This window comes from Pseudomonas sp. P1.31 (assembly GCF_001269815.1).
Lineage (GTDB): Bacteria > Pseudomonadota > Gammaproteobacteria > Pseudomonadales > Pseudomonadaceae > Aquipseudomonas > Aquipseudomonas rustica.
Genome location: NZ_LHVN01000022.1, coordinates 1 through 24,263 on the forward strand (window position 1 = coordinate 1; position 24,263 = coordinate 24,263).

The window sequence follows — 24,263 nt, forward strand, 5'->3', positions numbered from 1 at the left end:
CTGCGATCTTTTGATCCTGATCTTTTAAAAGCCAAAAGATCGCAGCCTCGTTGCACTCGACAGCTCCTACAGTGGAAATGAGAGTTCGGCCTCTGGGTGGGCGTCTGCTCACACCCAGGCAACAGCCAGCAATCCCGCGCCCAACACCACGCACAACGGCGAATACACCCACGTATCAAGCCGTGAAAACCGTGAGCCTTTGACCTCTTTGAAAAACCCCACCAGGTTCGAATCACCAATCGCCCGGGCGAACAGCAGCAGCGCAATCGCGCTGATCCCCCATTGCAGCGACCAGTGATGCACCGGCGCGAAGCCCCAACCCACGCGCATACACACCAGCGCCGCAATCACCAACAGCGCCGCCGCGACCAGCAACGTGATCCAGCCGGAAGGTTTGAACGCCGGGCGCACCGTCGCCACCAAACCTTGCACCGGCACTTGCGGTACGGCCGCCACCGCCGCCCATTGTCCGCCCAGCGCCCAGTACACATGCACCAGGGCGATCACCGCAAAAACCGTCACCAGCCATTGAGCCAACACAAAGGTCATGGTCGAGAATCCTTGGAAAGGGATTTGAACAAATCATCCTAGTTGGCATTTTTTGAAGTGCACGACCGATCGGCGGTACGGTAAAGTGCCGCCCCATGAAATTCTCCCGTACCGATCGCTCACTGCTGGCCTGGATGCTCTATTGCTGCGTCCTGTTCAACGTGTTCGCCTGCAGCATCGGTCACGGACAAATGGTCGGCATGCAGCTGAACGGTATCGGCGGCCAGTTCTGTACGGTCGACCCGGCCACCCAAGCGCCGATCGCCAACAACCCCACCGAAGAAAAACTGCCGACCCTGTCCAAGGCGTTCGGTTGTCCGCTGTGCTCGGTCGGCGGCGGCATGGGCCCGGCGTTCAACTCCAGCCTGACCCTCGCCGTTCTGCCGGAGCAACACAGCCCGCCGCTGGCACCCATCGGCAGTGCCGACCTCCCTGCCCGCTTCACCTGGCCCTCGGCCAACCCTCGCGCCCCACCGCTCGCCTGAGTGTTTCTGCCTTTTTTGATCTGTCAGCCCACTGCGCCAACGCGCGGCGTGTGCCTGTGCGCTGACGCCTAGACAAGCATTCAGGATTCAATGATGAAACAACTCACTTTGCTGGCGAGCCTGTGCGGCTGCCTGTCCGTCAACGTCTGGGCGCAATCCACCGTGGATCTGGCGCCCATCACCATCGATGGCGAATCCGGCGCCGAACCGGGCCTGAGCCTCGACCAGTCCAGCGGCATGGCCTCGCGCCTCGGTCTAAGCGTGCGCGACACGCCGGCCTCGGTGGCCATCGCCAACCGCAACGACATCGAGCGCCACGGCGCGCAGAACTTCCAGGACGCCGCCAACACCCTGCCCGGCGTCAATGCCAGCGCACCGCCGGGTTTCGGCGGCTTCGTCTCTTATCGCGGCTTCACCAGCAGCCAGATCACCCAGATGTTCAACGGCATCAACGTCTCCGGCGGACTCGCCCGACCGGTGGACGCGTGGATCTACGACCGGGTGGAACTGGTCGGCGGCCCGTCGTCGCTGATCAACGGCGCAGGCTCGGTCGGCGGTTCGCTGAACTACGTGACCAAACTCGCCACGCGCGATGAACAAGCCATCGAAGGCCGGGTCAGCTACGGCACTTACGACACCACCGAAACCGCGTTCGGCCTCAACCATGCGCTGACCGCCCCGAGCGCCGACATCCAGCACTATGCGCGACTCGACGTCAGCCACAACACCAGCAACGGCTACATCGACCGCCAGGAACGCGATGCCTGGAGCGTGGCGTTCTCGTTGCTCAGCGACCTGACGCCCGATCTGTCACATACGTTGGCGCTGGAATACCAGGACGAGCACGAGGACAGTCCGTATTGGGGAACCCCAGTGCTCAATCCCAAGGCCGGCGAGCTGAAGATCGACAAACACAACCGCTTCAACAACTACAACGTCGAAGACGGTCGCTACGAGCAACGAACCATCTGGGTGCGCTCGATCATCGACTACCGCATCAACGACAGCACCACCCTGCGCAACACGCTGTATCACCTCGACAGCCAGCGCGATTACCGCAACCTCGAAACCTACCAGTACAACGCCGACAACACGGCGGTGAACCGCTCAACCGCGTATCAAGTGCGCCATCAGGGCGAGCAGAACGGCAACCAGTTCGAACTGCGCCACGACAACACGCTGTTGGGACTTGAGACGACGTGGTCGGGTGGTTTCGAATACAAGGTCAACCAGACCACCAACTATCCCCTGAACGTCAAAGGCGCCAGCACGGTTGATCCGAACCATTACCGGCCGGGGCATTTCTACGACATACCCGGCACCAATCCGGCGTTGATCAGCGACAAGACCAACGAGGTCACCACCAAAGCGCTGTTCATGGAAAACCGCTTGGCGTTGACCGACAAACTGTCGCTGCTCACCGGTTTGCGTTATGACGATATCGACCTCGACGTGACCAACCACCGAGTGGTGACCGCCGCTAATCCCAAGCACCTTAAACGCAGCTGGGAACCGCTCACCGGACGCGCCGGCCTGACGTACCAGTTCATCCCGTCGGCCAACGTTTACGTGCAATACAGCACCGCCGCCGAGCAACCGAACGGCACCCAGGACTTCGACGTCTCGACGGGCAAGCAATGGGAGATCGGCAGCAAGTTCGATTATCTGAACGGGCGCGGTTCGGCGACGTTGGCGGCGTATACGATTGAGCGCAAAGACTTCGCCGTGACCGATCCGCTGGATCCGACCAGCAGCATTCCGGTGGGCCAGCAAACGTCGAAAGGCATTGAGATCGCCAGTTCGCTGCGGATCACCGACCAGTTATTGGCCGAAGGCAACTTCGCCTGGGTCGATGCGCAGTACGACGATTTCACCGAGAAAAACGCTGCCGGCGTGGTGGTGTCGCGCAAGGGCAACACGCCGACCAACGTGCCGGATCGGGTCGGCAATCTGTGGCTGACTTATGATTTTTCGCCGCAATGGCAAGGAGGGGTTGATGCGCGCTATGTGGCGTCGGTGTTTGCCGATACGGCCAATACGATGACAGTGCCGTCGTACACGTTGTTTGGCAGCTTCCTCAGCTACAAGGTCGATTCGCACACGACCGTGACCGGGCGGGTGCGCAATTTGACCAATGAGGTGTATGCCGAGTTTGCGCATGTGTCGCCGGCATATTACCTCGGGACGCCGCGTACCTTTGAATTGGCGGTCGCTACGAAATTCTAAAAAAAACCTGTAGGAGCTGCCGAAGGCTGCGATCTTTTGATCTTGCTTTTAAAACAATCAAAATCAAAAGATCGCAGCCTTCGGCAGCTCCTACAGGATCGGGTCGGCTATAGACCTGCGGATACTTTGTCCGCCACATCCTTCGGCAACCAAGCCTGCCACACATCCGGATGCGCCTTCATAAACGCCACCGCCGCTTCCCGTGGCGCCGTGTGCTTCTCGCTCATCTCGGCCAACGCCTTGTTCAACGGCTCAATCGGGAAATCGACCTTGCTGAAGAACTCGGTAATCTGCGGATACTGTTTCTGGAACGGCGTCGACACGCCAATCGACAGCTTCGAAGCCAGCGAACGGGTCGGTTTTGGGTTGGGATTATCGGCGTCTGTCAGCGTCTTCCACGCTTCGGCATCAAACGCCGGCTCTTCCAGCTGCACCAGTTTGAACTTGCCCAACAGCGGCGTCGGCGACCAGTAATAGAACAACACCGGTTTGCCGCGACGAATCGATGAACTGATTTCGGCATCCAGCGCCGCGCCCGAACCACTGCGGAAATTGGTGTAGTCGTCCTGCAACCCGTACGCCGTCAGCTTCTGTTTGTTGACCACTTCCGAGGTCCAGCCGATCGGGCTGTTGAGGAATCTGCCCTTGCTCGGGTTTTCCGCATCCTTGAACACGTCCTTGTATTTCTTCAGGTCACTGACACTGCGCAAGTCCGGCGCCAGCGGCTTGATGCCTTTGGCCGGATCACCCTTGATCACGTATTCCGGCACCCACCAGCCTTCGGTGGCGCCTTTGACGGTATCGCCGACGCTGACCACTTTGCCTTCCGCCTCAGCCTTGACCCACACCGGACTGCGCCCGGCCCACTCCTCGCCAATGACCTGAATGTCATTGTTGGCCAGCGCGGTTTCCAGCGTGATGGTGGTGCCGGGCAGCGTGTCGGTCGGCAGCCCGTAGCCCTTCTCGACGATGATGCGCAACACATCGGTGATCAGGCTGCCGCTTTCCCAGTTCAGGTCAGCGAAATGGATTGGCGTCTCGGCCGCCATCACCGCTTGCGCCGACGTCAGCATCCCGAATGTCGCCACGCTGGCGGCCAATAACCGTCGAAATCCGTTCATCTATTACCCCTCGTGCTGTTCACAGCATTGGCAGGATGGCCTGACAGAAGACCGCAAGCCTCTGAATACTCAGTCAACTGACTGTAGCCGAGGTTCCAGTGTTTTCAGGTAGATGATCCGGTCGAGGTTATGTTTCAGATTTTTCCTGCAAGCTTTGTAGCTCGCGTCTGACCATGGCGGCGTATTCCGCCGGCCGCAAGGTGTAGATCTGCGACGCCACCCAGCCCAGCCACGCGCCCTGCATTGGCGCCTTGGCGGCGTACAAGCGCTGGGCCTCCTCGCGCGCCGTGTCGAGGTTCTGCGAGTGGAAATCCGCCCGACTCACTCGCTGGCCTTGAACGTCACCAGTTCGCCCTTGCGCCACTTGGCGGCTTTGGCGGTGACGGCTTTCAGCGTTTTGGTCAGGCCTTCCTGCAGTTGCTCATTGGCGGCGAACACCGTGACTACGCTGTGGCCTTCCTTGAACAGAATTGCCTGGCCATCGGCCGTCGTTACAAAGGCGTAATCGCCCAGGCCATAGACCGTCAGTTTGATTTCGCGAAAACGGATGTCCATCTTGCCGCCTTCACGGCTGGGCAAGACCGACGCACTGAAATGATCGCCAACCTTGAGCTTGAGCCCGGGTTTGTCATCGACCACCAAGGCACTTTCGGTGTCGATTTCGGCGACGTAAATGCCTTCGGCGCTCTGCTCGGTGATGTAAACAAAACGCGATTGAAACAGCTTGACCAGCTTCGCGCGCAAATCACCCAGCACGAACAAAGCATGCATATCGAGGTTACTGACTGCCAAAGAAACATCCCCACATCTGAAAAAGCCGCACACGGAAAACGCGCACGGCAAAAAAACGGCCAGGCCGACAGTGTTGCCAAATAACTCAAATAAAAGTCCGAAGCGAGCAGACAGCTCATCGTTCGCGAGGTTCTTAGACTACTGGAATGTCACTCGCGAAACTTGCCTCAACTGTCGCCAGAGCTTGAAGGAAAAATCCTCAGTGGCCGACAGATAAAACTGACTACGAACTTTAGGGAAAATTCTCACGAAAAAAAGCACTTTTCCGACATATCGCAACTGAAAAATTGCTTTAGATAAGCCCCGTCGTCAACAGGTATTGGCGATTCTAGAGCAGCAATGCTCATTACGACTACCCGAAACGACCTGTAAATAGGGGTCGAACGATGAAAAGGACTTCATATGTGCACTCTAACCCACTTTGCCCTGCCCTCTGATGCACGCACCACATCGCCGCTGATCCTGCGTATCGCCACACCAGATGATCAGACACCTCGTTTTCAAGTGGTACCGGCCGGCAACTCGTTTTTTCACATCAAGGAAAAATCGACGGGTCGTGTAAGAGGTTTCCGCGAAGACCATAACGAAGCCTGTGCGCTAGCCCGATCACTTGAATCGAAAATCGAACTCCTGGCGAACGGCTGCCTCAGATAAAGAGAGTGTTCGATCGCGTCAACCCGGCGCCCACACCAAGGAGCATACGATGGAACTGACAGCAAACAATCTGACGACCCTGTTCGACCAACTGGGATTGCCTTCGGAAGGCTCCGCTATCGACGATTTCATCGAGGCCCATCCGCTGCCTGCGGACGTCAAATTGATCGACGCCGACTTCTGGTCGCCACAACAAGCGCAATTGCTCAAAGAATGGTTACGTGCCGACGGCGATGAAGCGGTCATGGTCGATGAGTTGAACGTACGCCTGCACCGCGGCAAGTAAAACCGATCAGTGCAGGCTGTCACCCGCCTTGGCTTGTAATTCTGCAAGCCATGCGGCCTTGCACTCTTCCGCCTCATCGCGACTGGCGAACGCGGTGCCGCGCCGCTCTCCATTCAATAACACCACCCAGCAGACGCTCTGCCCCATCGCGCGCAAACCCTCGGGGACACCGCTGCCGATCATCACGGCGACATCAACTCTGCACTGCATGCTGACCTCCCAAAATCATTAGCTAGCTAACTACGTAGTTAGATTAATGGTTTTCTACGGGAGGAAACAGCAACGGCCGTGCACAGATTCATTGCAGCAAAGGTAACAATCGCTCAGCGCGCACCTTCGGGTTTATAGCCCAGACGCAAACCGCCCCAATGCCGGCCCTTGATCATGATCGGCACCGACAGGTCATGCATCAACTCACCGGTGTCGCGGGTATAGGTCTGCAACAGCACCGGTTGCTGATGGCTACCGCAGCGAATCCCGGTGCGATCGGCAAACTTGCGTTTGGTGCGATTGTTCAGCGCATCGACCTGCGCATCGCCAGTTAACGGCTTGCTGAATGCCTGATTGTGCGTCGGCACATAGCCCTGTTGCGTGCAGGCAATGGCGAAGACCAGCCCTTCGTGACGCGGCAGCAACGGCTCCTGAATCGCGGGCAGCACCTGATCGGTGTAGCGATCGAAACGGGTCTGAAATTTCGCCGGTTGAGTATTCGGGATCGGTTGGTACTGGCGATCAAACAGATCCTCCAGACTGACCCGTCCCTGATCTATATCGGCTTCAAACTGCGTAGCAATCCGATTGGCACCTTCACGCGCGAGGTCGTAGATACGCTGGTGATAGTCATCGAGGCCGACTTCGGCGAGCCGTTCGCTGATGGTTTCCGCTTGCCCTTCCATCTGCACGGCGGCGTCGGCGAGGCGGCGGGTTTGCTGATCGCTGATCGCCAGATCGCTGCGCATCTGCTCGATGGCTTTGAACAAACTGTCGAGTTGCTCGCGGTTGGTTTCCGCGCCCCGGGCGATTTCGCCGACCTGGGTTTCCACGCCAGCGGCCAGTCGCGCGATGTTTTCCAGGTGCTGACCGGTGTGCTCGACCTGCTCTACGCCGGTGTGCAGGTCGCTGGACAGCTCGCGAATCTGCTCGACCACTTGCACGGTGCGTTGCTGAATGTCGGCAACCATCTCGCCGACTTCGCCGGTCGCCGATGCGGTTCGCGCGGCCAAACCACGCACCTCATCGGCGACCACGGCAAAACCGCGCCCGTGTTCGCCAGCACGGGCTGCTTCGATGGCAGCGTTGAGTGCCAACAGATTGGTCTGGCTGGCGATGGATTGAATCACCAGCGTCACTCGCTGGATATCATCGCTGCGCACGCTCAAGGCTTCGATCAGCTCGCGGCTGGCGTTGGCGCGTTGACTGAGTTGGTGCATGCGCGAGATCGAATCGAGCAATTGCGTGCGCCCGGCCGCACTGCTGTGATGGGCTTCGCTGGCAGCGCTGAGTGCTTCGCGGCTGAGTTGCGAGGTCGCGTGTTCAGTGGCGATCATCACTTCGGCGTTGCTGACGATTTGCGCGGCGGCATTCAGTTGCGATTCGAGCTTGCTCGCCAGCTCTTTCACCGAAAAGGCTACGCCGGCCGCCGACAAGGCGTTATGGCTGGTCGTGTAGGAAAGGTCGCGGGTCAGTTCAGAAATAGCGCTGCCGGAATCGGCAGGCTGTGCAGCGGGGACGGCTCGGGAACGCAGGCGCGGCAGCCAGACAATCAACACCGCCAATGGCATTGCGAGGTACAGCGACCACTCACCCAGGGTCATGCCGGCCAACAACAGCATCAGGGCGATGCTTTGCAGGGTCGGTGCGAGCCAGCGGTTTTTCGGCAACAGCACTGGTGCAGGCAGAGCCCCAACCAGAGATCCATCTCTCGTCATATCATCACCCCACGCTTGTTTTCATTGTTGTAACTGCATTAAACGCCACTACAACGCCATTATCTATGGTCCGTTAGTCGTGGGGTCTTGCAGCAGGTCAATGAATCGGCGGGAAATGTTGCAGACGAGCAAAAGCAAAGATCGCAGCCCCGACATCTCCGTGTAGGAGCTGCCGAAGGCTGCGATCTTTTGCTGGCGACCCACATTCATGGGTCACCGCACAGCATCAAGCCTGACGCTGGTGCTTGTCGATCTGCTCGTGACGCTCTTGAGCTTCGATGCAGTACTTGGTGGTCGGGCTGATCAGCAGACGCTTCAGGCCAATGGCCTCGCCGCTGTCGTCGCACCAGCCAAAACTGTCTTCCTTGATGCGCTCAAGGGCTTGTTCCAGTTGCGGCAGCATGCGCTGGTCGCGATCGATCGCGTTCACCAGCCAAGTGCGCTCTTCTTCAACCGAAGCCGCGTCCGCCGGATCAGCCGGAGTGTCCAGGCTCTCGATGGCGATGCGATTTTGCTCAATGCGCTCGTGGGTTTCGACTTTCATGTTCTGCAACAGCTCAGAGAAAAAAGCGTGCTGCTCGGCATTCATGTAGTCATCTGCCGGCATGGCCAGCAACTTGTCCTTTGTCATTGATATCTCTATAAAAAAACGTGCATTAAGGCGAATTAGGGAGCGTTTCGGCAAACCGCGTGCGGCTGTCGAAAAGGCATCGTTTATTGCAAATGCCACCCGGCACTCAATTTACGAGGGGCGGCAGTCTAAGGCCGACTTGCGACCTCAGCAACAGAAAATCCAGCGAATTCGTCCGACAAAGCCCGGAAACTGCTCTGACACAGGCTTCATGGCGGTACTCGGAGTGCGTTTATAGCAAGAAATTCAATCGAGCGGCTGTATATAGAAGACAAACGGCTAACGAAGACCTGCGACCGATGACTCTCGGCCGCCCGAGTTTTCATTCAGAACTGCCCTGGAGCCTTCGCATCCCCCCGGATTCAGGGGCGCTGCCGTCCATATAAAAGAAAAGATCTGAAGGATTACCCATGTCCAGTACATATCTGCACCAAACGCATCGCCAGCGACAGGCGCCCGCAGAGCGAGCGGATCAGGGTCGACGAAATTCACCAACAGGTCGGCTTCGACAACTGACAATTGCTTCAAGCTCGGCTAGGTTATGCCTTCCCACCGGTTCGACTTGAAGGAACGCGTCATGAAACTGATCGGCATGCTCGACTCCCCTTACGTGCGGCGCGTGGCGATCTCCGCCAAGCGCCTGGGCATCGCCCTCGAACACGAGTCGGTCTCGGTGTTCCGCCACTTCGAACAATTCCAGCAGATCAACCCGGTGGTCAAAGCGCCGACACTGATCCTCGACGACGGCGTCGTACTGATGGACTCCACGCTCATCCTCGACTACCTCGAAGCCGCCACCGGCAAAACCCTGCTGCCGAAAGGCCTGAGCCAACGCGCCCAAGCCCTGCGCCTGATCGGCCTCAGCCTCGCCGCTTGCGAAAAAGCCGTGCAGCTCTACTACGAACGCAATCTGCGCCCGGCCGACATCCAATACCAACCGTGGGTCGAACGCGTCGAAAGCCAACTCGCCGCCGCCTTCACCGCCCTCGAAAAACAACTCGACAGCTACATCCTGCCCACCGATGGCACGCTCGCCCAGGACGGCATCAGCCTCGCGGTCGCGTGGAGCTTCACCGGCCTCGTCGTGCCCGACCAGATCGACAACCACCGCTACCCGCGCATCGCCCAATACACCGCCTACGCGGAAAGCCTCGAAGCCTTCATCAACACCCCGATGACCTGACCATGAGCACAACCGACACCGCCGCACCCGCGCTCAAAGAAATCTTCAACGCCGAACGCCTGCAACACATCGCCGACGAAATGAGCGCGGTGTACCCCGCGTTCAAGGCCAAAGCGTTTCTCAAACATGCCAATGAAGGACTCGCCGAGCTATCGGTGATGCAACGCATGGCCCGCGTCAGCGAAAGCCTGCACGCTGTTTTGCCGCTCGCGTATGAAGATTCCCTCGAAGTGTTGTTTGAACTTGCTCCGAGGCTCAACAGCGGATTCGTCAGCATGTGCCTGCCGCACTATGTCGCCAGCTATGGCGGCGGACATGCGTTCGATACCTCGATGGAGGCGCTGAAGTACTTCACCACGTTTGGTTCTTCTGAATTCGCCATCCGCCACTTTCTGCGCAGTGACCTGGAACGCTCGCTGGAACTGATGCATGACTGGGCGCTGGATGAGAATCACCATGTACGCCGGCTTGCCAGCGAAGGCAGCCGCCCTCGCCTGCCTTGGTCGTTTCGACTGGAAGCGGTGCAGGCGAATCCGAATTTAGCGGCGGGGATATTGGATCGGTTGAAGGCGGACGAGAGTTTGTACGTGCGCAAGTCCGTGGCAAATCATTTGAATGATGTAACGAAGGAACATCCGGGTTGGGTATTGGATGTGATTGAGGGGTGGTCGCTGGAGGAAAAGCATACGGCCTGGATTGCCAAGCATGCGTTAAGGAGTTTGATTAAGCAGGGGGATATGCGCGCGTTGGCGGTGATTGGTGCGGGGAAAAAGGCTGAGGTTGAGTTGGTGGATGTGCGGGTTGAGCCGGGGGTGGTGCGGTTGGGGGATGCGATTGGTTTATCGTTTTCGGTGAAGTCGACGGTGGCACATGAACAGCGGCTGGTGATTGATTATGCGATTGACTATGTGAAGGCGAATGGCGGGGTTTCGCGGAAGGTTTTTAAGTTGAAGGTGGTGGATTTGGTGGGGTTTGGGGAGGTGGTTGTGGGTAGAAGGCAGGTGATAAAGGATTTTACGACGCGGAAGCATTATGGTGGGGTGCATGGGGTTTGGGTGATGGTTAATGGGGTGGTTTTGGGTGGGGCTGAGTTTGATATCCTTGTTTGAGGATTATTTAGAGGCTCGTCATTAACCAAGTAATCGGGGGTGTGGATGGATCGGAATGTTGGTCTGATTGCGACCAGACGCGGCTAGGCAAAATGGACAGTTATCGGAAACATATATTCGCGTTCGAGGGTTGCCATCATCATTTCCTGCCGGCCGCACAACCAGAAAGTACCTGTGCACCTACGATTACGCATGGCATCACTACAAAGCCTAACGCTTTAGCCACCGTACTCTTCATAAGCTCAAAGAGAATATTTTCGGCATCCTACGCTCCCACTGTGCTAGTTTTCGAGCCAGATGCCCGCGATTTTAATGCTGTGATTTTGGCCGAATGACCACCGAACAATGGCGGATCAATAGGCCAATTTCCAAACAACTTCTCGCAATATAGAGACGAAGCTAATGCCTAATAATGTGCGCCAAATAAAAGCACTGATTCAAAGCTCTGGAAAAACAGCGTCGATAGACTTAAATCAGCGAAACCTAATAATTACAGGAGTGAATGGTTGCGGCAAAACTCAATTTATCGACGGATTATTTGAATATCTAACAAGACGCATCATCCACAAACAAAACACCCCACTACAACAACTACAACAGACTTTAGATTACTACAGCCATCAGCTTTCAAATATGAGCAAAGCCGACTCAAGCTACCAGACTTTTTTAGGGTTAGTTAATAAGCACAAGGCGGATATCGCAGAAGCTCAATCTCCGCCCGTCTTAATTGATGATTATGAGTTATTTACTATTGACTACCACAACCACAAGGCTGTGCTTTTAAAGTTTGAAGCCACACGCCAAGTTAATATAAGACCATCCGACTCCTCTAAGAGTATTGATTACCTGAGAGAAGATCTGCTTTCAGGCCACGATGCGGCTTCACTATTTGAGGACTATCTGGTCAGCCAAAAAACTGCACAAGCTTTCGCTGAGTCGCCCAGCATAGGCAACAATCCAAAAAAGGCTAAATCGATTGGGTTGTGGTTTGAAAAATTGGAAAATGATCTACAAGAACTGTTCGAAGACAACACTCTAAAGCTAGTTTTCCAATATGAATCGCAGTCATTCTATATTAAGCAGGACGGAAAATCGAAATATCGACTTCAGCAGTTATCGTCTGGCTTCTCATCAATTTTTTCCATTTATGCTACTCTTTTAACAAGGATCCAACTGAGCTCCTTTGCTGCTGATGAAATTTATGGGGTTGTACTTATCGATGAAATCGATGCTCACCTCCACGTAACTCTGCAACGAAAAATCCTCTCTTTCTTAACCGCCTCCTTCCCTAAAATTCAGTTTATTGTAACTACACATTCACCATTTGTCGTATCGTCTGTGAAAGATGCCGTTATCTATGATTTATCAACTTTTGAGCAAGTTGAAGACCTTTCGATGTATTCATACGAATCTATTTTGTCAGGACTGTTTAATACTGCACCTATTTCGGAAGTAGTGAGGGAAATGGTAATAGAGATAGGAGACATAATGACATCCAAAGACATAGATATTATAAAGCTTGAGCGCTATATTCGTGAGATAGGTGAGCATGAAAGACATCTGGATAGCGAATCAGCTTTTTACGTCAAAAAGGCTAGGATCTTAGTTAACAAGAAAAAATTGGAGGGGAAGTAATGTTCAACACTATTAGGCCTCCAGAAATTCCTGCCTCCCTGAGCGCGCACCGAAGATATGATGATAGCGATGTATACAAATCGCTATGCGAGATTTTTTATAACAAATGCTATATTTGCGAAGCTAAAGAACCTCATGATATAAACGTTGAGCATTTTACCCCTCATAAGGGAGACAAGAAAAAAAAATTTGATTGGAATAATCTTTACTTAGCGTGTAGTCGATGCAACAACATAAAGCTCGCAGAGTTTGATGGCATTCTTGACTGCTGTGATCCATCGCTTGATGTGTTTCGGGCAATCAGGCACGTTCCACCAATCACACCTTATGCTAGAACCGTACAATTGGTGGCCATGGTCGCAAATGCAAGAGTTGATCTGACTAGAAATCTATTGGAGAGAATATATAATAGCGACCACACAATAAACAAAAAAATTTCAGGAGGCTTTCTTCGTCACAAGATATTTGCTCAGTATAATTCACTACTGGATCAAATCAATTCGTACTATGACCCCTTAGCGACCGACGATGAAAAAAAACTGAGCTTGGAACGAATGAAAAAACTAATTCACAAATCGGCTCCGTTCTCAGCGTTCACTCGGTGGTGTTTGTTGGATGATGTAATATTAGGGGATCTTCTTGTCGAATTTATGGATTAGCAAAAAGATGTTTGGACTTTTCAAGTCCATTCGTTTTTTTATTAACCATACATCTTCACCACAATTTGGTGAAAGTTTCAATACCAGCTCAGTTATACGCGCAATTAACGGCGACTCAGCTTTTCACCTGCCTTTAGTGACCAGTTAAAAACCGGCGTTACATTTTGCTCAGGGGAGACAAGATAACTTTCTCGGTTAATTCCGGTACTAAATCCTGACATGATGACGCCGTTAACCCCGTCTAATTCTGTGCTATGACGCAACATTACAGAGAACGGAAGTGGTTAACCATCCAAGCCTCGGGCGAATTCAGATCCATCTCTTATTCGAAACGAATCCTCCGCGAGTGCTCAAATACCTTTTCATCGATACCCCCTCCGCCTCGTCTCCAAACCAGACTTTCATGTAATCGGCAAAACCGAGCTCTCACCATGGCGATTGAAGGTCATTTACGCCAGACGCGGAGTCTTAAATTTGGCATCCCGCCAACAATAATCCGCCCAGCAACAGCACGATTACTTCCATTACCAGAGCATCCAATCTGTTTTCTTAATTACCAACTGCCAAACGGAATGCCGAACTTCTCGATATAGCGTTTGGATTTTTCATTGACCGTGTATGCATAACGCCCTTCGTTCTTTCCTTGGCTCGGCCCCAGTGGCTCGATCTCGGCCTGCCCTCGCGCGACTTTCACCGGGTGATTACAAGAGTCTCTTACCCAAACCTGCACGACACCACCGGGTGCTAGACCTAAGTAGACCGATGCCATAGACCTGGCCTCTTGATCAGGGGCTTGCGGACAACGTTGGTTGACGGATTGCACCATCAACTGCCTGGCCTGCTCTGGAATATCTACCCAGACTTGCCACGTTTTCTGTTCGACGATCGATTGCCAGCGAACCCATATCCGAACGGGCAAATCTGCCCCCACTACTCTCCTGCCACTGCCCCCGACTCCCCCAGTCCAACCCCGAGCCGACTCGGTTCCGTCCTCAGGCTCTCCTCCCGCAGCGGTGCCGCCGCCAACCTTTAAGAAAATCTTGCCATTAATGTCTTGCACAGAGCTGTTCTCTACCCAGACTTTCATATAGTCCGGTTCAATGAGCGCCAGCTCCCACCATTCAGATTTCGGGTCATTTTTCGCTGAAAGCGAATCAGCAGATTGGCAGCCAGTAATGAAAATCGCACCTAGCAGATAAATAATTTTCTTCATTAATGTCCGCTCACCAACTCCCGTAAGGGATGCCGTACTGGTCGATATAACGCTTGGCTTTTTCGCTCACTGGATATGCGTAGCGACCACCGTTTTTCCCCTGTTCGGGGCCTAGCGGTTCAATTTCGCCTTGAGCTCTAGCCACCTTGACTGGACGGTGGCACGAGTCTCTGACCCAAGCTTGAAGTATTCCTCCCGGCGCTAGACCTACATAAAGCGTTGCCTTGTACCGCGCGTCTCTTTCTGGTGTTTTCGGGCAGCGCTGATGTGTTGACTTCACCATCAGTTGCCTCGCTTCTTCTGGAATCTCTATGAATCCTTTATAGGTTTTCTGCTCGGAGATGGACTGCCATCGCACAAAGATCAGTTTCGGAAGCTGAGCGCCGGTTACTGACTTCCCGGATCCGCTAACAGGCCCCCAACCACGGGCAGACTCCGTGCCATCTTCCGGCTCACCTCCAGCCGCTGAGCTTCCGCCCGCTCTGAAAAACATCCTGTTATTGATATCAAGAACTGAGCTGTCTTCTACCCAGACTTTCATGTAATCGGGCTCAATGAACCCCATTTCCCACCATGGAGATTTGGGATCATTTTTCGCTGAAAGTGGGTCGGCGGTCTGACACCCACCAATCAACAACGCGCACAGCACGGATACTACGTTCCTAAAAAAGGAAATCGGATTACCAACTCCCATACGGAATCCCGAATTTTGCGATATAGCGTTTGGATTTTTCACTGATGGGGTATGCGTAACGCCCTTCGGTTTTTCCCTGACTTGGCCCTAGCGGTTCGACCTCGGCTTTTGCCTTGGCCACTTCGATTGGATGGAGGCAGGAATCTCTGACCCACACTTGCACAACGCCCCCGGGAGCCAAGCCAAGATAGACCGAAGATATATAGGTGGCTGATTGATCCGGCGTTTTTTCGCAACGCTGGTTAATTGAGGCAAACATCAGTTGCCTGGCTTTTTCGGGTATATCAATCCAGGCGCGGTAGGTTTGAGGTTCTACGATGGATTGCCAGCGAACGTAGATTCGCTTCGGGAGATCGGCGCCAACCACTGGTCTCGCAGAGGCGCCCACACCATCCCAACCTCGGGCGGAATCGGTTCCATCCTCTGGTTGCCCACCAGATGCAGATCCACTGCCTGTGCGCAGTAACGTTTTTCCCTTGATGTCCTCCACTGCCGTGTCTTCAACCCAGACTTTCATGTAATCAGGTTCGACAAAGCCGAGTTCCCACCATGGGGATTTAGGGTCGTTGTTGGCGGACTGCGCATCATTTGACTGGCAACCAGCAATGAACAGAGCGCACAAAACAATCAATCGGGACATCAGCTACTTACCAGCTCCCGTACGGGACGCCGTACTTGTCGATATACCGCTTGGCCTTTTCACTGACAGGGTAGGCATACCGCCCTTGATTTTTACCCTGACTCGGCCCCAAAGGTTCGATTTCAGCTTGAGCTCTAGCCACTTTGACCGGATGGTGACACGAGTCACGAACCCATACTTGTACGACCCCACCAGGAGCCAAGCCCAAATAAATCGACGCGATAAAACTAGTTGTCTGATTCGGGGTTTCTGCACAGCGCTGATTCACTGATGTATACATCAACTTCCTCGCCTCTTCGGGTATGTCCACCCAGACTTTGTAAGTTTGCGGTTCTACGATGGATTGCCAACGGACAAAGATTCGTTTCGGTAGATCCGCACCTACCACTGCTTTTGCGGAGCTACCCAAGCCATGCCAGCCACGTGCAGATTCAGTACCGTCTTCCGGCTCTCCTCCCGACGCAGTTCCTCCGCCAGTGCGCGAGAACAACTGGCCTTTGACGTCTTCTACGGCACTGTCCTCAACCCAGACTTTCATGTAACGAGGTTCTGTAAAGGCGAGCTCCCACCATGGAGATTTCGGATCGTTCTTTGCTGATAGAGGATCAGCATGACAACCCGCTACAGACGTCAGACAAAGCAGAGCCAAAAGAACTTTCATCACAAGAGCGTCCAATCAGGTACGTGGGGATGTTGTACGCGTATTCCATTCGGAGTGGGCGCGTTAATGTCCACCTAAGGATTACCAACTCCCATACGGGATGCCGTACTTCTCAATGTAACTCTTTGACTTTTCACTAATCGGATACGCGTATCGTCCTTGGTTCTTTCCCAGACTTGGCCCCAAAGGTTCGATCTCGGCTTGTGCTTTAGCTACCTTGACAGGACGGTGACATGAGTCACGAACAAACACCTGCACGACTCCCCCAGGAGCCAATCCCAAATAGATAGAGGCGCTGTAGCTAGCCTGTTGCGTTGGCGTTTCTGGGCATCGTTGATTCACCGACGCAACCATCAATTGTCTTGCCTCTTCGGGTACATCTACCCAAACCTGATAGGTTCGCGGCTCAACGATGGACTGCCAACGCACGTAAATGCGTTTGGGCAAATCGGCTCCAGTCACAGCTTTTGTGGCAGCACCCACGGCGTGCCAGCCTCGTGCGGATTCTTTACCGTTTTCCGGTTCCCCACCTGCGGCAGTACCTCCGCCCGTGCGTCTGAATACCTTGCCGTTGATGTCCTCTACGGCACTGTCTTCGACCCATACCTTCATATAGTAAGGCTCGGTAAAGCCTAGTTCCCACCATGGGGACTTAGGATCATTTTTCGCTGAAAGTGGATCGGCAGTCTGACATCCACTAGTCAACAACACGCACAGCACCACGATGACATTTCTGATAAAGGAAATCGGATTACCAACTCCCATATGGAATGCCGTACTTGTCGATATAAAGCTGAGCCTTTTCGCTGACAGGGTAAGCATACTGCCCCCCGTTTTTACCCTGCTCCGGCCCTAGCGGCTCTAAGTCCGCTTGTGCTCGAGCAACTTTTACCGGACGTCGACACAAATCCCTCACCCAAACCTGCACAACGCCACCAGGTGCCAATCCCAAATAGACCGATGCCATGAAACGTGCAGTTTTATCAGGTGTTTCCGGGCAACGTTGATGGGTAGATGTCACCATCACTTGCCTCGCCTCTTCAGGGATATCCACCCATGCCCGATAGGTCTTCCGCTCTGGTATCGATTGCCAACGCACAAAAATACGTTTTGGAAGATCTGCGCCGATCACCGGTTTTCCAGTGCCGCCCACACCGATCCATCCACGCGCAGACTCTTTGCCGTCGTTCGGTTCGGCACCACTTGCGTTCCCCCCCCCTGCCCGCAAATAAGTTTTGCCGTTGATGTCTTCCACGGCACTGTCTTCAACCCAGACATTCATAAAATTGGGTTTGATGAATGCCAATTCCCACCACTCGTATTTCGGGTCATCTTCACCCGATTGTGAGTTTGAGGCCTGACATCCCGAGATAAGTAAAGCGCCCAGCAGGGCTACAAGTATTCTCATTTACCAGAGTTTCCAATCAGCTACGTGAGGATGTTGTACACGGACACCATTTTCGGTGGGGGCGTTGATGTACACGGCCCGAAGACCGCTGCCATCTCTTCTACCTAGAGGATGATTCCAATTAGCGGAGGTATGGATGTATTTCAGCCTAAGCAATTGCTCTTCTTCTGGAGTAGTGACGTAATTACCCGTTAAAAATTTGTCGTAGAGACCTTGTAGCTCGCTGGGCACGGCATACTCAGCTCTAGCAGGTATATCGGTAAAGGGAACACCTTTTTCCCTCGCTAGCTGGTGCATCAACTTCAGATACACCGTAGAAAGCTTGCCACTGACGGGCCTCTTGAGCTGAAGCCCCGCGTATACACGTTTTTGCTTCGGCCCCAGTCTGTCCTGGTGATCCATTGGAATGTCGAATGCTTCCGGCGTCACAATTTCCAATAAATGGGCAGGCCATCCGTTGGCTATCCATTGATTCTTTACTTTGGCCGCGTCTCGATAGATTGAGGTGGATGTGACGTCTGTATTGAACGACACCTCAAGTGTTTGCATGGGACTGATCAAAACGCACTCTTCGACCTGATCCAAGTAGCTGCCACCGATGTCCGAATGGACACCGGGGCATGAATACTCCGGATGATCAGGTTTGACTCGGCTCAAAGCGAAGTTTGCCCGGCATTCATCTCGGGCCACCAAGTGAACGACATCTTTGAAGAACCGCCGATCCAGGTACAGTTTTACACCTGGAGCGATTGGGCTTTTCACTCTCCCAAAATTGGTAAAGCCTGCGATGGATGGAACAGTGTCGAACAGCCCTATAAAGCCCATTGTGATGCCGCTTCCGTACTGGGCGACAAACGTACGGCTGAAATCAGCCTCGTGACTGATGAGCAGTTCCGCCAGCGGCCCTTGTTTTCCCCTTACCACTTCATTCGAAAAGTGACGAGCCGCTGCAGCGCCACGGCTGAAACCGAACGTATCAAAAGTAATGGACGCTATCTCGCTACCTGGATTTTCTTGGATAGCGTCAATAACAATCTGCTTGATGAAGGTGAAAGAAGTCTGCACGCGCCCGGCTACTCCTGTTTCACCACGGCCGGTACCCTGTCCGACCATGCTGTCCTCTTCATTGGCACGGGTACCAATACCCTCGATATAAATGGGGCGAGAAACAGTTTTTAATGACCCGTCGCCTTCTGCAATCGGGGCTTCGTAATACATGTCAGCCAATTTTTTAACATTGGTCGCGCCAGCACCATAACTGCTATCCGGATCCCCCATATACGGTTTGCAACTCGCAGGAATATCCTGCGGCGCAATCGGATGCTGCGCGCCACACAGCAAACCAGCCGCTGTGTTATTCGCGTTATTACCCGTCCCATCAAAGAAAACCCCAATCCTCAACGCGATCCCGATTTTCTCAGGTTCAGGCGCAGGCGCTTTCCCATATTTCTCATACTCAGCCCAACGCTGGGCATGAATATCGACGGGTTTGGCTTCTTCGTAGCGGTAGTTTTTAGGCGGGTTGGGAACGTATCCACTCATCCATGATTCCTTGTTCTGATCCTTGAAGAACGGCCCGAAGGGTGACAGTCGAGGCCGGGGGGCGCAAGGCGTGGCCCTGTGCCAGCCACCGTGAGACACCGTGTGTCGAGGAGGGTTTCCTCCTCGACCGGATGGCTGGCTATTTAGCGATTTCGACGTTGTCCAGTGCCTGGTTGACGGCCAGTTCGCCGAGCATCACGACCTGGGCGATGCCGAGCAATGTCTTGCGATGCGAGGTGTTCAGCACGGCTGCGAAGTCGTTGAGCATGGTGGTGGCGCTACCGAGGGATTCGCTGGCGTTGGCCAGCAGGGATTCGGTGTCGTACGCCGGGTTGGCGAGGAACATGGATTCGGGTTCGTGGGGGCTGGCCATGATGTCGGCGGGACCGAGGTAGTGGTCGAGGGCGCGTTCGGCGGCTTCGTGGAGTTTTTTCGAGTCGAGGGATTCGTAGGGGGATGTGGTGTCGGTTGCGGGAGGGTTGGGGGTTACTTTGAACATGGTGAAACTCCTGATTGTTCACTAGGAGCTACCGGCATCACTTGCAGATGATGGGTGGCAGCTATGCGCGGGTCTGCAAGACCGGGAAACCAGGAACCCGGCAGACCCGAAGGTCTCCCGCACAAAGCCGCCATTGAGTGGACACGATCACGCGTCCTTTGGCAGGGCTATGCGTCTGATTTTCCGGCGGGCTTGCAGACCCGTTCACTGATGAGCAGTGACAGGAATCAAGGTACGGAGTGAGCGCCAGACGCACAAGCCGGGCGATTCTGGCTTAGTCGTAGGCAAAGGCGCAAGGCGTTGTAGGGCTTGGGTGGTTACTGGAGGCTTCGGTTAAACAGGTTTGGTTTTTGTTGTTTAGAACGGTGATGTGCGCGGTGTTTTGGGGGATTTTGGATGGTTTGGGATGGCCCTCACCCTGGCCATCTCCCGGAGGGAGAAGGAACTGACCGGGGTGTTCGTTTGAAGGTTGGTGACGTGTTGGGATTGGGGGAATGTGGCGGCGTTTAGGTCAAAAGATCGCAGCCTTCGGCAGCTCCTACAGTGGGGTTGCGTTGGGTTTTAGTTGGCTATCCGGAATTGTGCCGGAGTAGATCGGTTCTACCGGGCCGCTTAGGGTGACGTTGCCTTTGCCGTTCCAATGGACGTGAACGCTGCCGCCGTCGCATTCGACTTCGACGTTGTGATCGAGCAGCCCCTTGCGGATGCCATTGACGGCGGCACCGCAGGCGCATGAACCGGAGCCCAGCGGAACTCCCCCGTTACGCTCCCAGATCCGTAAGCGAATGTGCTGACGATCAATCACCTGCACGAAGTGCACATTGGTTTTGCGAGGAAACAATGGATTGCTTTCAATCGCCGGGCCAAGCGCGGCGATGTCGAGGCCACTGAGGTCGTCAATGAAATACGTGCAATGCGGATTGCCCATGCTGCACGCGACCGGATTGCCGGGCAGTGGCAATGCAAGCGTGTCGTGTTCCTCGGCCAGCGGAATGTCCATCCAGTGAAAAAGCGGCTCACCCATATCAACCGAGATCAATCCGCTGGATGTGCGTTCGCAATTGAGCAGGCCGCGCGTTGTGCGCAGGGTGATCGATTTTCGGCTGGCCTCGCGCATCAATCGGTCGGCAGCGCCACGGGTTGCGCTGCCGCAAACGTCGAGCACCGAACCATCGGCGTTCCAGAATTCCAGCCGTACATCGGCGTCCGCACAGTCGAGCAGCACGGCGAGTTGGTTGAAGCCGATGCCTCGGTGGCGGTCGCCCAGTCGTTGGGCAATTGCGCTGGTGATCGGGTTGGCGCTGTGACGGGCGTCGACGAGGATGAAGTCGTCGCCGTTGGCGTGCATTTTATGGAAGCTGAGCGGCATCGGTGGCGCCTTGGCTGTGTGTCGTGTGAATGAGGACTGCCCTCACTTTTTGCTGTTGGCCAGATGATGCGCGACCAGTGCGTTGGCGTGGCCGTGGCCCATGCCGTGTTCGGTCTTAAGCCAGGCGACCAGTTCCATGTGTTTTTTGTCGGTGTGGCCGGCGAGCAGGTTGAGCCAGTGGTCGATGGGCTGACCGTAGTTCTTTTCGATGGAGGGGAAGTAGGACGCCGGGCCTTTTATTTTGTTGTCTTCGCTCATGGTGGTGCCTCCCTGTGAATATTCATCAATAAAGCTGCCGAAGAATCTACCTGATTCTGGCGCTTTCAGGCCGCCAGAATCAAAAGATCGCAGCCTTCAACAGCTCCTGCACACGATCAATGTAGGAGCTGCCGAAGGCTGCGATCTTTTGATCTTCAAGGCACAGTAGCTGGATGCCTCTCATTTTGCCGATCATTCGTTTCAACCGTTGAACGCTGCAACGTCTCCGGAAACGCCACCCACAACAACACCAACGCCATCGCCGCCACCCCCGCCAACGTCAAAAACGCCGCACTGTACCCCGCCGCCTGAACCACAAACCCCGCCAAACTATTACTCAAGGCCGCGCCCAATCCAAACACGGTCGACAGCGCGCCCAGACTGACATTGAAGTGCCCGGTACCCAACGTCAGGTCCTTCACCACTACCGGAAACAGCGCGCCGAAAATCCCCGCGCCAATGCCGTCGAGCAATTGCACTGCAACCAGCCAATAAGGGTCGTCGGACAAGATGTAGAGCACGCCGCGCAACGGCAAGATCATGAAGCCAGCGAGCAGCAGCGGTTTGCGTCCCCAGACATCGGCCTTGGCCCCGACCAGCAACGCGACCGGCACCATGACCAGTTGCGCCGCGACGATGCAGGCGGAGGTCAACGGCGTGGCCATCTGCAGATTGGCCTGCGCGAGTTTCTGGCTCACTAGCGGCAGCATCGCCGCGTTCGCCAAGTGGAACAACGCGCAGCAAATGGCGAACAACAGCAGCGGTCTGTTCTTGAGCAAGACCGCCAGCCCCGACGGTTGTGTGCCGTGCCCTGCTCCGCCGGGATCGAGGCCCCGTGCGACGTCGTGGTCGATAGCTTTGGGCGAAACGAAAGAGACGGCGATGACGCTGGCAATCGCCATCGCCGCCATCAGATAGAACACCGCGACCGGGCCGAACAGGTAGGCGAACACCCCGGCCAACAATGCCGCGCAGGCGTTGCCGGCGTGGTTGAAGGTTTCGTTGCGCCCGGTGCGTCTGGTGAAGGCGCGCGGGCCGGTAATGCCGAGGGTGATCGCGGAAATGGCCGGGGCAAAAATCGAAGCGGCGACGGCGCTGAGGGCTTGAGTCAACGCGACCAGGCTGAAGGACGTCACGAACGGCAGCAGCAGACAACTGCCGGTCACCAGCAGCGCCGCAATGGCGATGATCGCCCGTTTGCGCCGGGTGTTATCGACCAGCGCACCCGCCGGCGTTTGCGTGACGAGCGCGGCGATGCCGGCGATGGTCATGACCAGTCCGATGCTCGCCGGATCCCAGTGATGCACCGCCAGCAGGTAAATCGCCAAATAAGGGCCGAGCCCGTCGCGCACGTCCGCGAGGAAAAAGTTGAGGCTGTCGAGCGACAGGTTGTTGCGACGATCGAGGTGTGTGGCCACGGGCAGCGTCTTCAATGTTCGAGGTCGTGGGAATTGAATCAACCTCCGCTGAGTGAGTGACCTGTGGCGCGAGAACTTAGTTGCATGGGCCGGCGGCCGGGCGAGTTCAGATAGAACGCTGATTCACGCGATTCATGAGTTGCTCGGCGCTTTCCTTGCGTTCGGAATAGCGGTCGACCAGATGCATTTGCTGGCCACGCAGCAACAGCGTGAATTTCACCAGTTCTTCCATCACATCGACGACGCGGTCGTAGAACGGTGAAGGTTTCATCCGCCCGGCGTCGTCGAATTCCATGTAGGCCTTCGGCACCGAGGATTGGTTGGGGATGGTGAACATGCGCATCCAGCGGCCCAACACGCGCAATTGGTTAACCACGTTGAACGACTGTGAACCGCCGCAGACTTGCATCACCGCGAGGGTTTTGCCTTGGGTCGGGCGCACGGCGCCGAGTTCCAGCGGGATCCAGTCGATCTGTGCCTTGAACACGGCGGACATGGCGCCGTGACGTTCCGGCGAGCACCACACCTGCCCTTCCGACCACAGCACCAGATCACGCAGTTCTTGTACTTTCGGATGATCGACGGGGACGTCATCGGGCAACGGCAATCCGGAGGGATTGAAGATACGTGTTTCGGCACCGAAGTGTTCGAGCAGGCGTGCGGCCTCTTCGACCAGCAAGCGGCTGAAGGAGCGCTCGCGGGTCGAGCCGTAGAGCAGCAGGATGCGCGGCTTGTGTTCGCCCGGGGTCGAGGGTTTGAGGTCGTCGAACAGGCTTGGGTCGAGGTTAGGCAAATGGTCGGACATGGGTTCTCCTTAGAGCGCGCCGATGCGGTCGAGCTCGCGTTGCAGTTGCTCGCGGCTGAGTCGGGCGAAGGGCAATTCGAGGAAGGCTTGGCAGCGCAGTTCGATGCGCGCGAGGGTGGCGTGGAAAGCGGCGTTGATCGCGGCTTCGTCGCCGTTCACTTCGGACGGATCTTCCAGTCCCCAATGGGTTTTGAGGGCCGGGCCGAAGTACACCGGACAGGTCTCGCCGGCAGCTTTGTCGCAGACGGTGATGACGATGTCGGGCGGGTTATCTTCGAAGGCGTCGTTGCCTTTGCTGTGCAGGCCGTCGATGGCGATGCCGGCCTGTTGCAGCGTGGTCAGACTGCGCGGCAGCACCTGCCCTTTCGGGAAACTGCCAGCGCTGACGGCTGCGAATCCGACGGGTGCCAGGTGATTGAACAGGGCTTCTGAGAGGATGCTGCGGCAGCTGTTGGCCGTGCACATAAACAGGATTCGCATGGATTGCTCCGGTAGAAG

Annotated in this window: 28 protein-coding genes; 8 read left to right on the forward strand and 20 right to left on the reverse strand. The window is 55.3% G+C overall.

Annotated features, from left to right (window positions below):
* Positions 1-108 precede the first annotated feature (108 nt).
* Entirely contained in the window at positions 109-549 is a 441-nt protein-coding gene (locus tag AD669_RS14615; protein WP_053120960.1) for a DUF3995 domain-containing protein, read from the reverse strand.
* Positions 550-644: 95 nt separating this feature from the next.
* On the opposite strand from AD669_RS14615, the gene AD669_RS14620 reads away from it, so the two are divergent.
* Positions 645-1,034 (forward strand): DUF2946 domain-containing protein, encoded by a 390-nt coding sequence (locus AD669_RS14620; RefSeq protein WP_053120962.1) that lies wholly within the window; start codon positions 645-647, stop codon positions 1,032-1,034.
* A gap of 93 nt (positions 1,035-1,127) precedes the next feature.
* Positions 1,128-3,260, forward strand: a complete 2,133-nt coding sequence (locus tag AD669_RS14625) for a TonB-dependent siderophore receptor (protein ID WP_053120964.1) — start codon at positions 1,128-1,130, stop codon at positions 3,258-3,260.
* Positions 3,261-3,367: 107 nt separating this feature from the next.
* Here the strand turns inward: AD669_RS14625 and AD669_RS14630 are convergent, their stop codons facing one another.
* The 3 genes from AD669_RS14630 to AD669_RS14640 all read right to left on the reverse strand — a co-directional run bounded on the left by AD669_RS14630 (position 3,368) and on the right by AD669_RS14640 (position 5,152).
* Positions 3,368-4,381: an ABC transporter substrate-binding protein gene (locus tag AD669_RS14630; RefSeq protein WP_053120966.1), complete on the reverse strand. Its 1,014-nt coding sequence runs from the start codon at positions 4,379-4,381 to the stop codon at positions 3,368-3,370.
* A gap of 127 nt (positions 4,382-4,508) precedes the next feature.
* Positions 4,509-4,706, reverse strand: coding sequence for a hypothetical protein (locus tag AD669_RS14635; RefSeq protein WP_053120968.1), 198 nt, complete (start codon positions 4,704-4,706; stop codon positions 4,509-4,511).
* Entirely contained in the window at positions 4,703-5,152 is a 450-nt protein-coding gene (locus AD669_RS14640) for a hypothetical protein (RefSeq protein WP_053120970.1), read from the reverse strand. Before AD669_RS14640 ends, AD669_RS14635 begins: the two co-directional genes overlap by 4 nt.
* A gap of 423 nt (positions 5,153-5,575) precedes the next feature.
* On the opposite strand from AD669_RS14640, the gene AD669_RS28130 reads away from it, so the two are divergent.
* Together AD669_RS28130 and AD669_RS14645 are read left to right on the forward strand one after the other, a co-directional pair.
* Complete coding sequence (locus tag AD669_RS28130; RefSeq protein ID WP_082341449.1) at positions 5,576-5,827, forward strand: hypothetical protein; 252 nt, start codon at positions 5,576-5,578, stop codon at positions 5,825-5,827.
* 49 nt (positions 5,828-5,876) lie between these two features.
* On the forward strand, positions 5,877-6,113 hold the full coding sequence (locus tag AD669_RS14645; RefSeq protein ID WP_053120972.1) for a DUF2789 family protein: 237 nt from the start codon (positions 5,877-5,879) through the stop codon (positions 6,111-6,113).
* A gap of 6 nt (positions 6,114-6,119) precedes the next feature.
* Here AD669_RS14645 and AD669_RS14650 read toward each other — a convergent pair whose 3' ends face one another.
* The 3 genes from AD669_RS14650 to AD669_RS14660 form a co-directional block, all read right to left on the reverse strand.
* A complete protein-coding gene (locus tag AD669_RS14650) occupies positions 6,120-6,323 on the reverse strand; it encodes a hypothetical protein (protein ID WP_053120974.1) in 204 nt (67 codons plus the stop codon).
* Positions 6,324-6,436: 113 nt separating this feature from the next.
* On the reverse strand, positions 6,437-8,041 hold the full coding sequence (locus tag AD669_RS14655) for a methyl-accepting chemotaxis protein (RefSeq protein ID WP_053120976.1): 1,605 nt from the start codon (positions 8,039-8,041) through the stop codon (positions 6,437-6,439).
* A 226-nt stretch (positions 8,042-8,267) separates the two neighbouring features.
* Positions 8,268-8,672, reverse strand: coding sequence for a TraR/DksA family transcriptional regulator (locus AD669_RS14660; protein ID WP_007907888.1), 405 nt, complete (start codon positions 8,670-8,672; stop codon positions 8,268-8,270).
* A 577-nt stretch (positions 8,673-9,249) separates the two neighbouring features.
* On the opposite strand from AD669_RS14660, the gene AD669_RS14665 reads away from it, so the two are divergent.
* From AD669_RS14665 to AD669_RS14680, 4 genes are all read left to right on the forward strand, one after another.
* Positions 9,250-9,855, forward strand: coding sequence for a glutathione S-transferase (locus AD669_RS14665; protein ID WP_053120978.1), 606 nt, complete (start codon positions 9,250-9,252; stop codon positions 9,853-9,855).
* Between the two features lie 2 nt (positions 9,856-9,857).
* Positions 9,858-10,964 (forward strand): DNA alkylation repair protein, encoded by a 1,107-nt coding sequence (locus AD669_RS14670; RefSeq protein WP_053120980.1) that lies wholly within the window; start codon positions 9,858-9,860, stop codon positions 10,962-10,964.
* Between the two features lie 402 nt (positions 10,965-11,366).
* Complete coding sequence (locus tag AD669_RS14675) at positions 11,367-12,599, forward strand: AAA family ATPase (protein WP_156316161.1); 1,233 nt, start codon at positions 11,367-11,369, stop codon at positions 12,597-12,599.
* Positions 12,599-13,258 carry an HNH endonuclease gene (locus AD669_RS14680; RefSeq protein WP_053120982.1) on the forward strand — a complete coding sequence of 220 codons (660 nt, stop codon included), beginning with the start codon at positions 12,599-12,601 and terminating at the stop codon, positions 13,256-13,258. The genes AD669_RS14675 and AD669_RS14680 overlap by 1 nt, the downstream gene beginning before the upstream one ends.
* Before the next feature lie 553 nt (positions 13,259-13,811).
* Here AD669_RS14680 and AD669_RS14685 read toward each other — a convergent pair.
* The 13 genes from AD669_RS14685 to AD669_RS14745 all read right to left on the reverse strand — a co-directional run bounded on the left by AD669_RS14685 (position 13,812) and on the right by AD669_RS14745 (position 24,245).
* Positions 13,812-14,471: a DUF2931 family protein gene (locus AD669_RS14685; RefSeq protein ID WP_053120984.1), complete on the reverse strand. Its 660-nt coding sequence runs from the start codon at positions 14,469-14,471 to the stop codon at positions 13,812-13,814.
* A gap of 10 nt (positions 14,472-14,481) precedes the next feature.
* Positions 14,482-15,165, reverse strand: coding sequence for a DUF2931 family protein (locus AD669_RS14690; RefSeq protein WP_053120986.1), 684 nt, complete (start codon positions 15,163-15,165; stop codon positions 14,482-14,484).
* Complete coding sequence (locus AD669_RS14695) at positions 15,152-15,805, reverse strand: DUF2931 family protein (RefSeq protein WP_053120988.1); 654 nt, start codon at positions 15,803-15,805, stop codon at positions 15,152-15,154. Before AD669_RS14695 ends, AD669_RS14690 begins: the two co-directional genes overlap by 14 nt.
* Positions 15,806-15,812: 7 nt before the next feature.
* Positions 15,813-16,466, reverse strand: coding sequence for a DUF2931 family protein (locus AD669_RS14700; RefSeq protein ID WP_053121109.1), 654 nt, complete (start codon positions 16,464-16,466; stop codon positions 15,813-15,815).
* An 81-nt stretch (positions 16,467-16,547) separates the two neighbouring features.
* Positions 16,548-17,231, reverse strand: a complete 684-nt coding sequence (locus AD669_RS14705; RefSeq protein WP_053120990.1) for a DUF2931 family protein — start codon at positions 17,229-17,231, stop codon at positions 16,548-16,550.
* Positions 17,218-17,874: a DUF2931 family protein gene (locus AD669_RS14710; protein ID WP_053120992.1), complete on the reverse strand. Its 657-nt coding sequence runs from the start codon at positions 17,872-17,874 to the stop codon at positions 17,218-17,220. Before AD669_RS14710 ends, AD669_RS14705 begins: the two co-directional genes overlap by 14 nt.
* On the reverse strand, positions 17,875-19,416 hold the full coding sequence (locus tag AD669_RS14715) for a DUF2235 domain-containing protein (RefSeq protein WP_053120993.1): 1,542 nt from the start codon (positions 19,414-19,416) through the stop codon (positions 17,875-17,877).
* A 139-nt stretch (positions 19,417-19,555) separates the two neighbouring features.
* A complete protein-coding gene (locus tag AD669_RS14720) occupies positions 19,556-19,915 on the reverse strand; it encodes a DUF6124 family protein (protein WP_053120994.1) in 360 nt (119 codons plus the stop codon).
* A 538-nt stretch (positions 19,916-20,453) separates the two neighbouring features.
* Positions 20,454-21,284, reverse strand: a complete 831-nt coding sequence (dapF, locus tag AD669_RS14725) for a diaminopimelate epimerase (RefSeq protein WP_053120996.1) — start codon at positions 21,282-21,284, stop codon at positions 20,454-20,456.
* 42 nt (positions 21,285-21,326) lie between these two features.
* Positions 21,327-21,542 carry a DUF4287 domain-containing protein gene (locus tag AD669_RS14730; RefSeq protein ID WP_053120998.1) on the reverse strand — a complete coding sequence of 72 codons (216 nt, stop codon included), beginning with the start codon at positions 21,540-21,542 and terminating at the stop codon, positions 21,327-21,329.
* A gap of 155 nt (positions 21,543-21,697) precedes the next feature.
* Positions 21,698-22,960, reverse strand: coding sequence for an MFS transporter (locus tag AD669_RS14735; protein WP_053121001.1), 1,263 nt, complete (start codon positions 22,958-22,960; stop codon positions 21,698-21,700).
* Positions 22,961-23,066: 106 nt separating this feature from the next.
* Positions 23,067-23,765 (reverse strand): arsenical resistance protein ArsH, encoded by a 699-nt coding sequence (gene arsH, locus AD669_RS14740; protein WP_053121003.1) that lies wholly within the window; start codon positions 23,763-23,765, stop codon positions 23,067-23,069.
* A 9-nt stretch (positions 23,766-23,774) separates the two neighbouring features.
* Positions 23,775-24,245, reverse strand: coding sequence for an arsenate reductase ArsC (locus tag AD669_RS14745; RefSeq protein WP_053121005.1), 471 nt, complete (start codon positions 24,243-24,245; stop codon positions 23,775-23,777).
* Positions 24,246-24,263 lie beyond the last annotated feature (18 nt).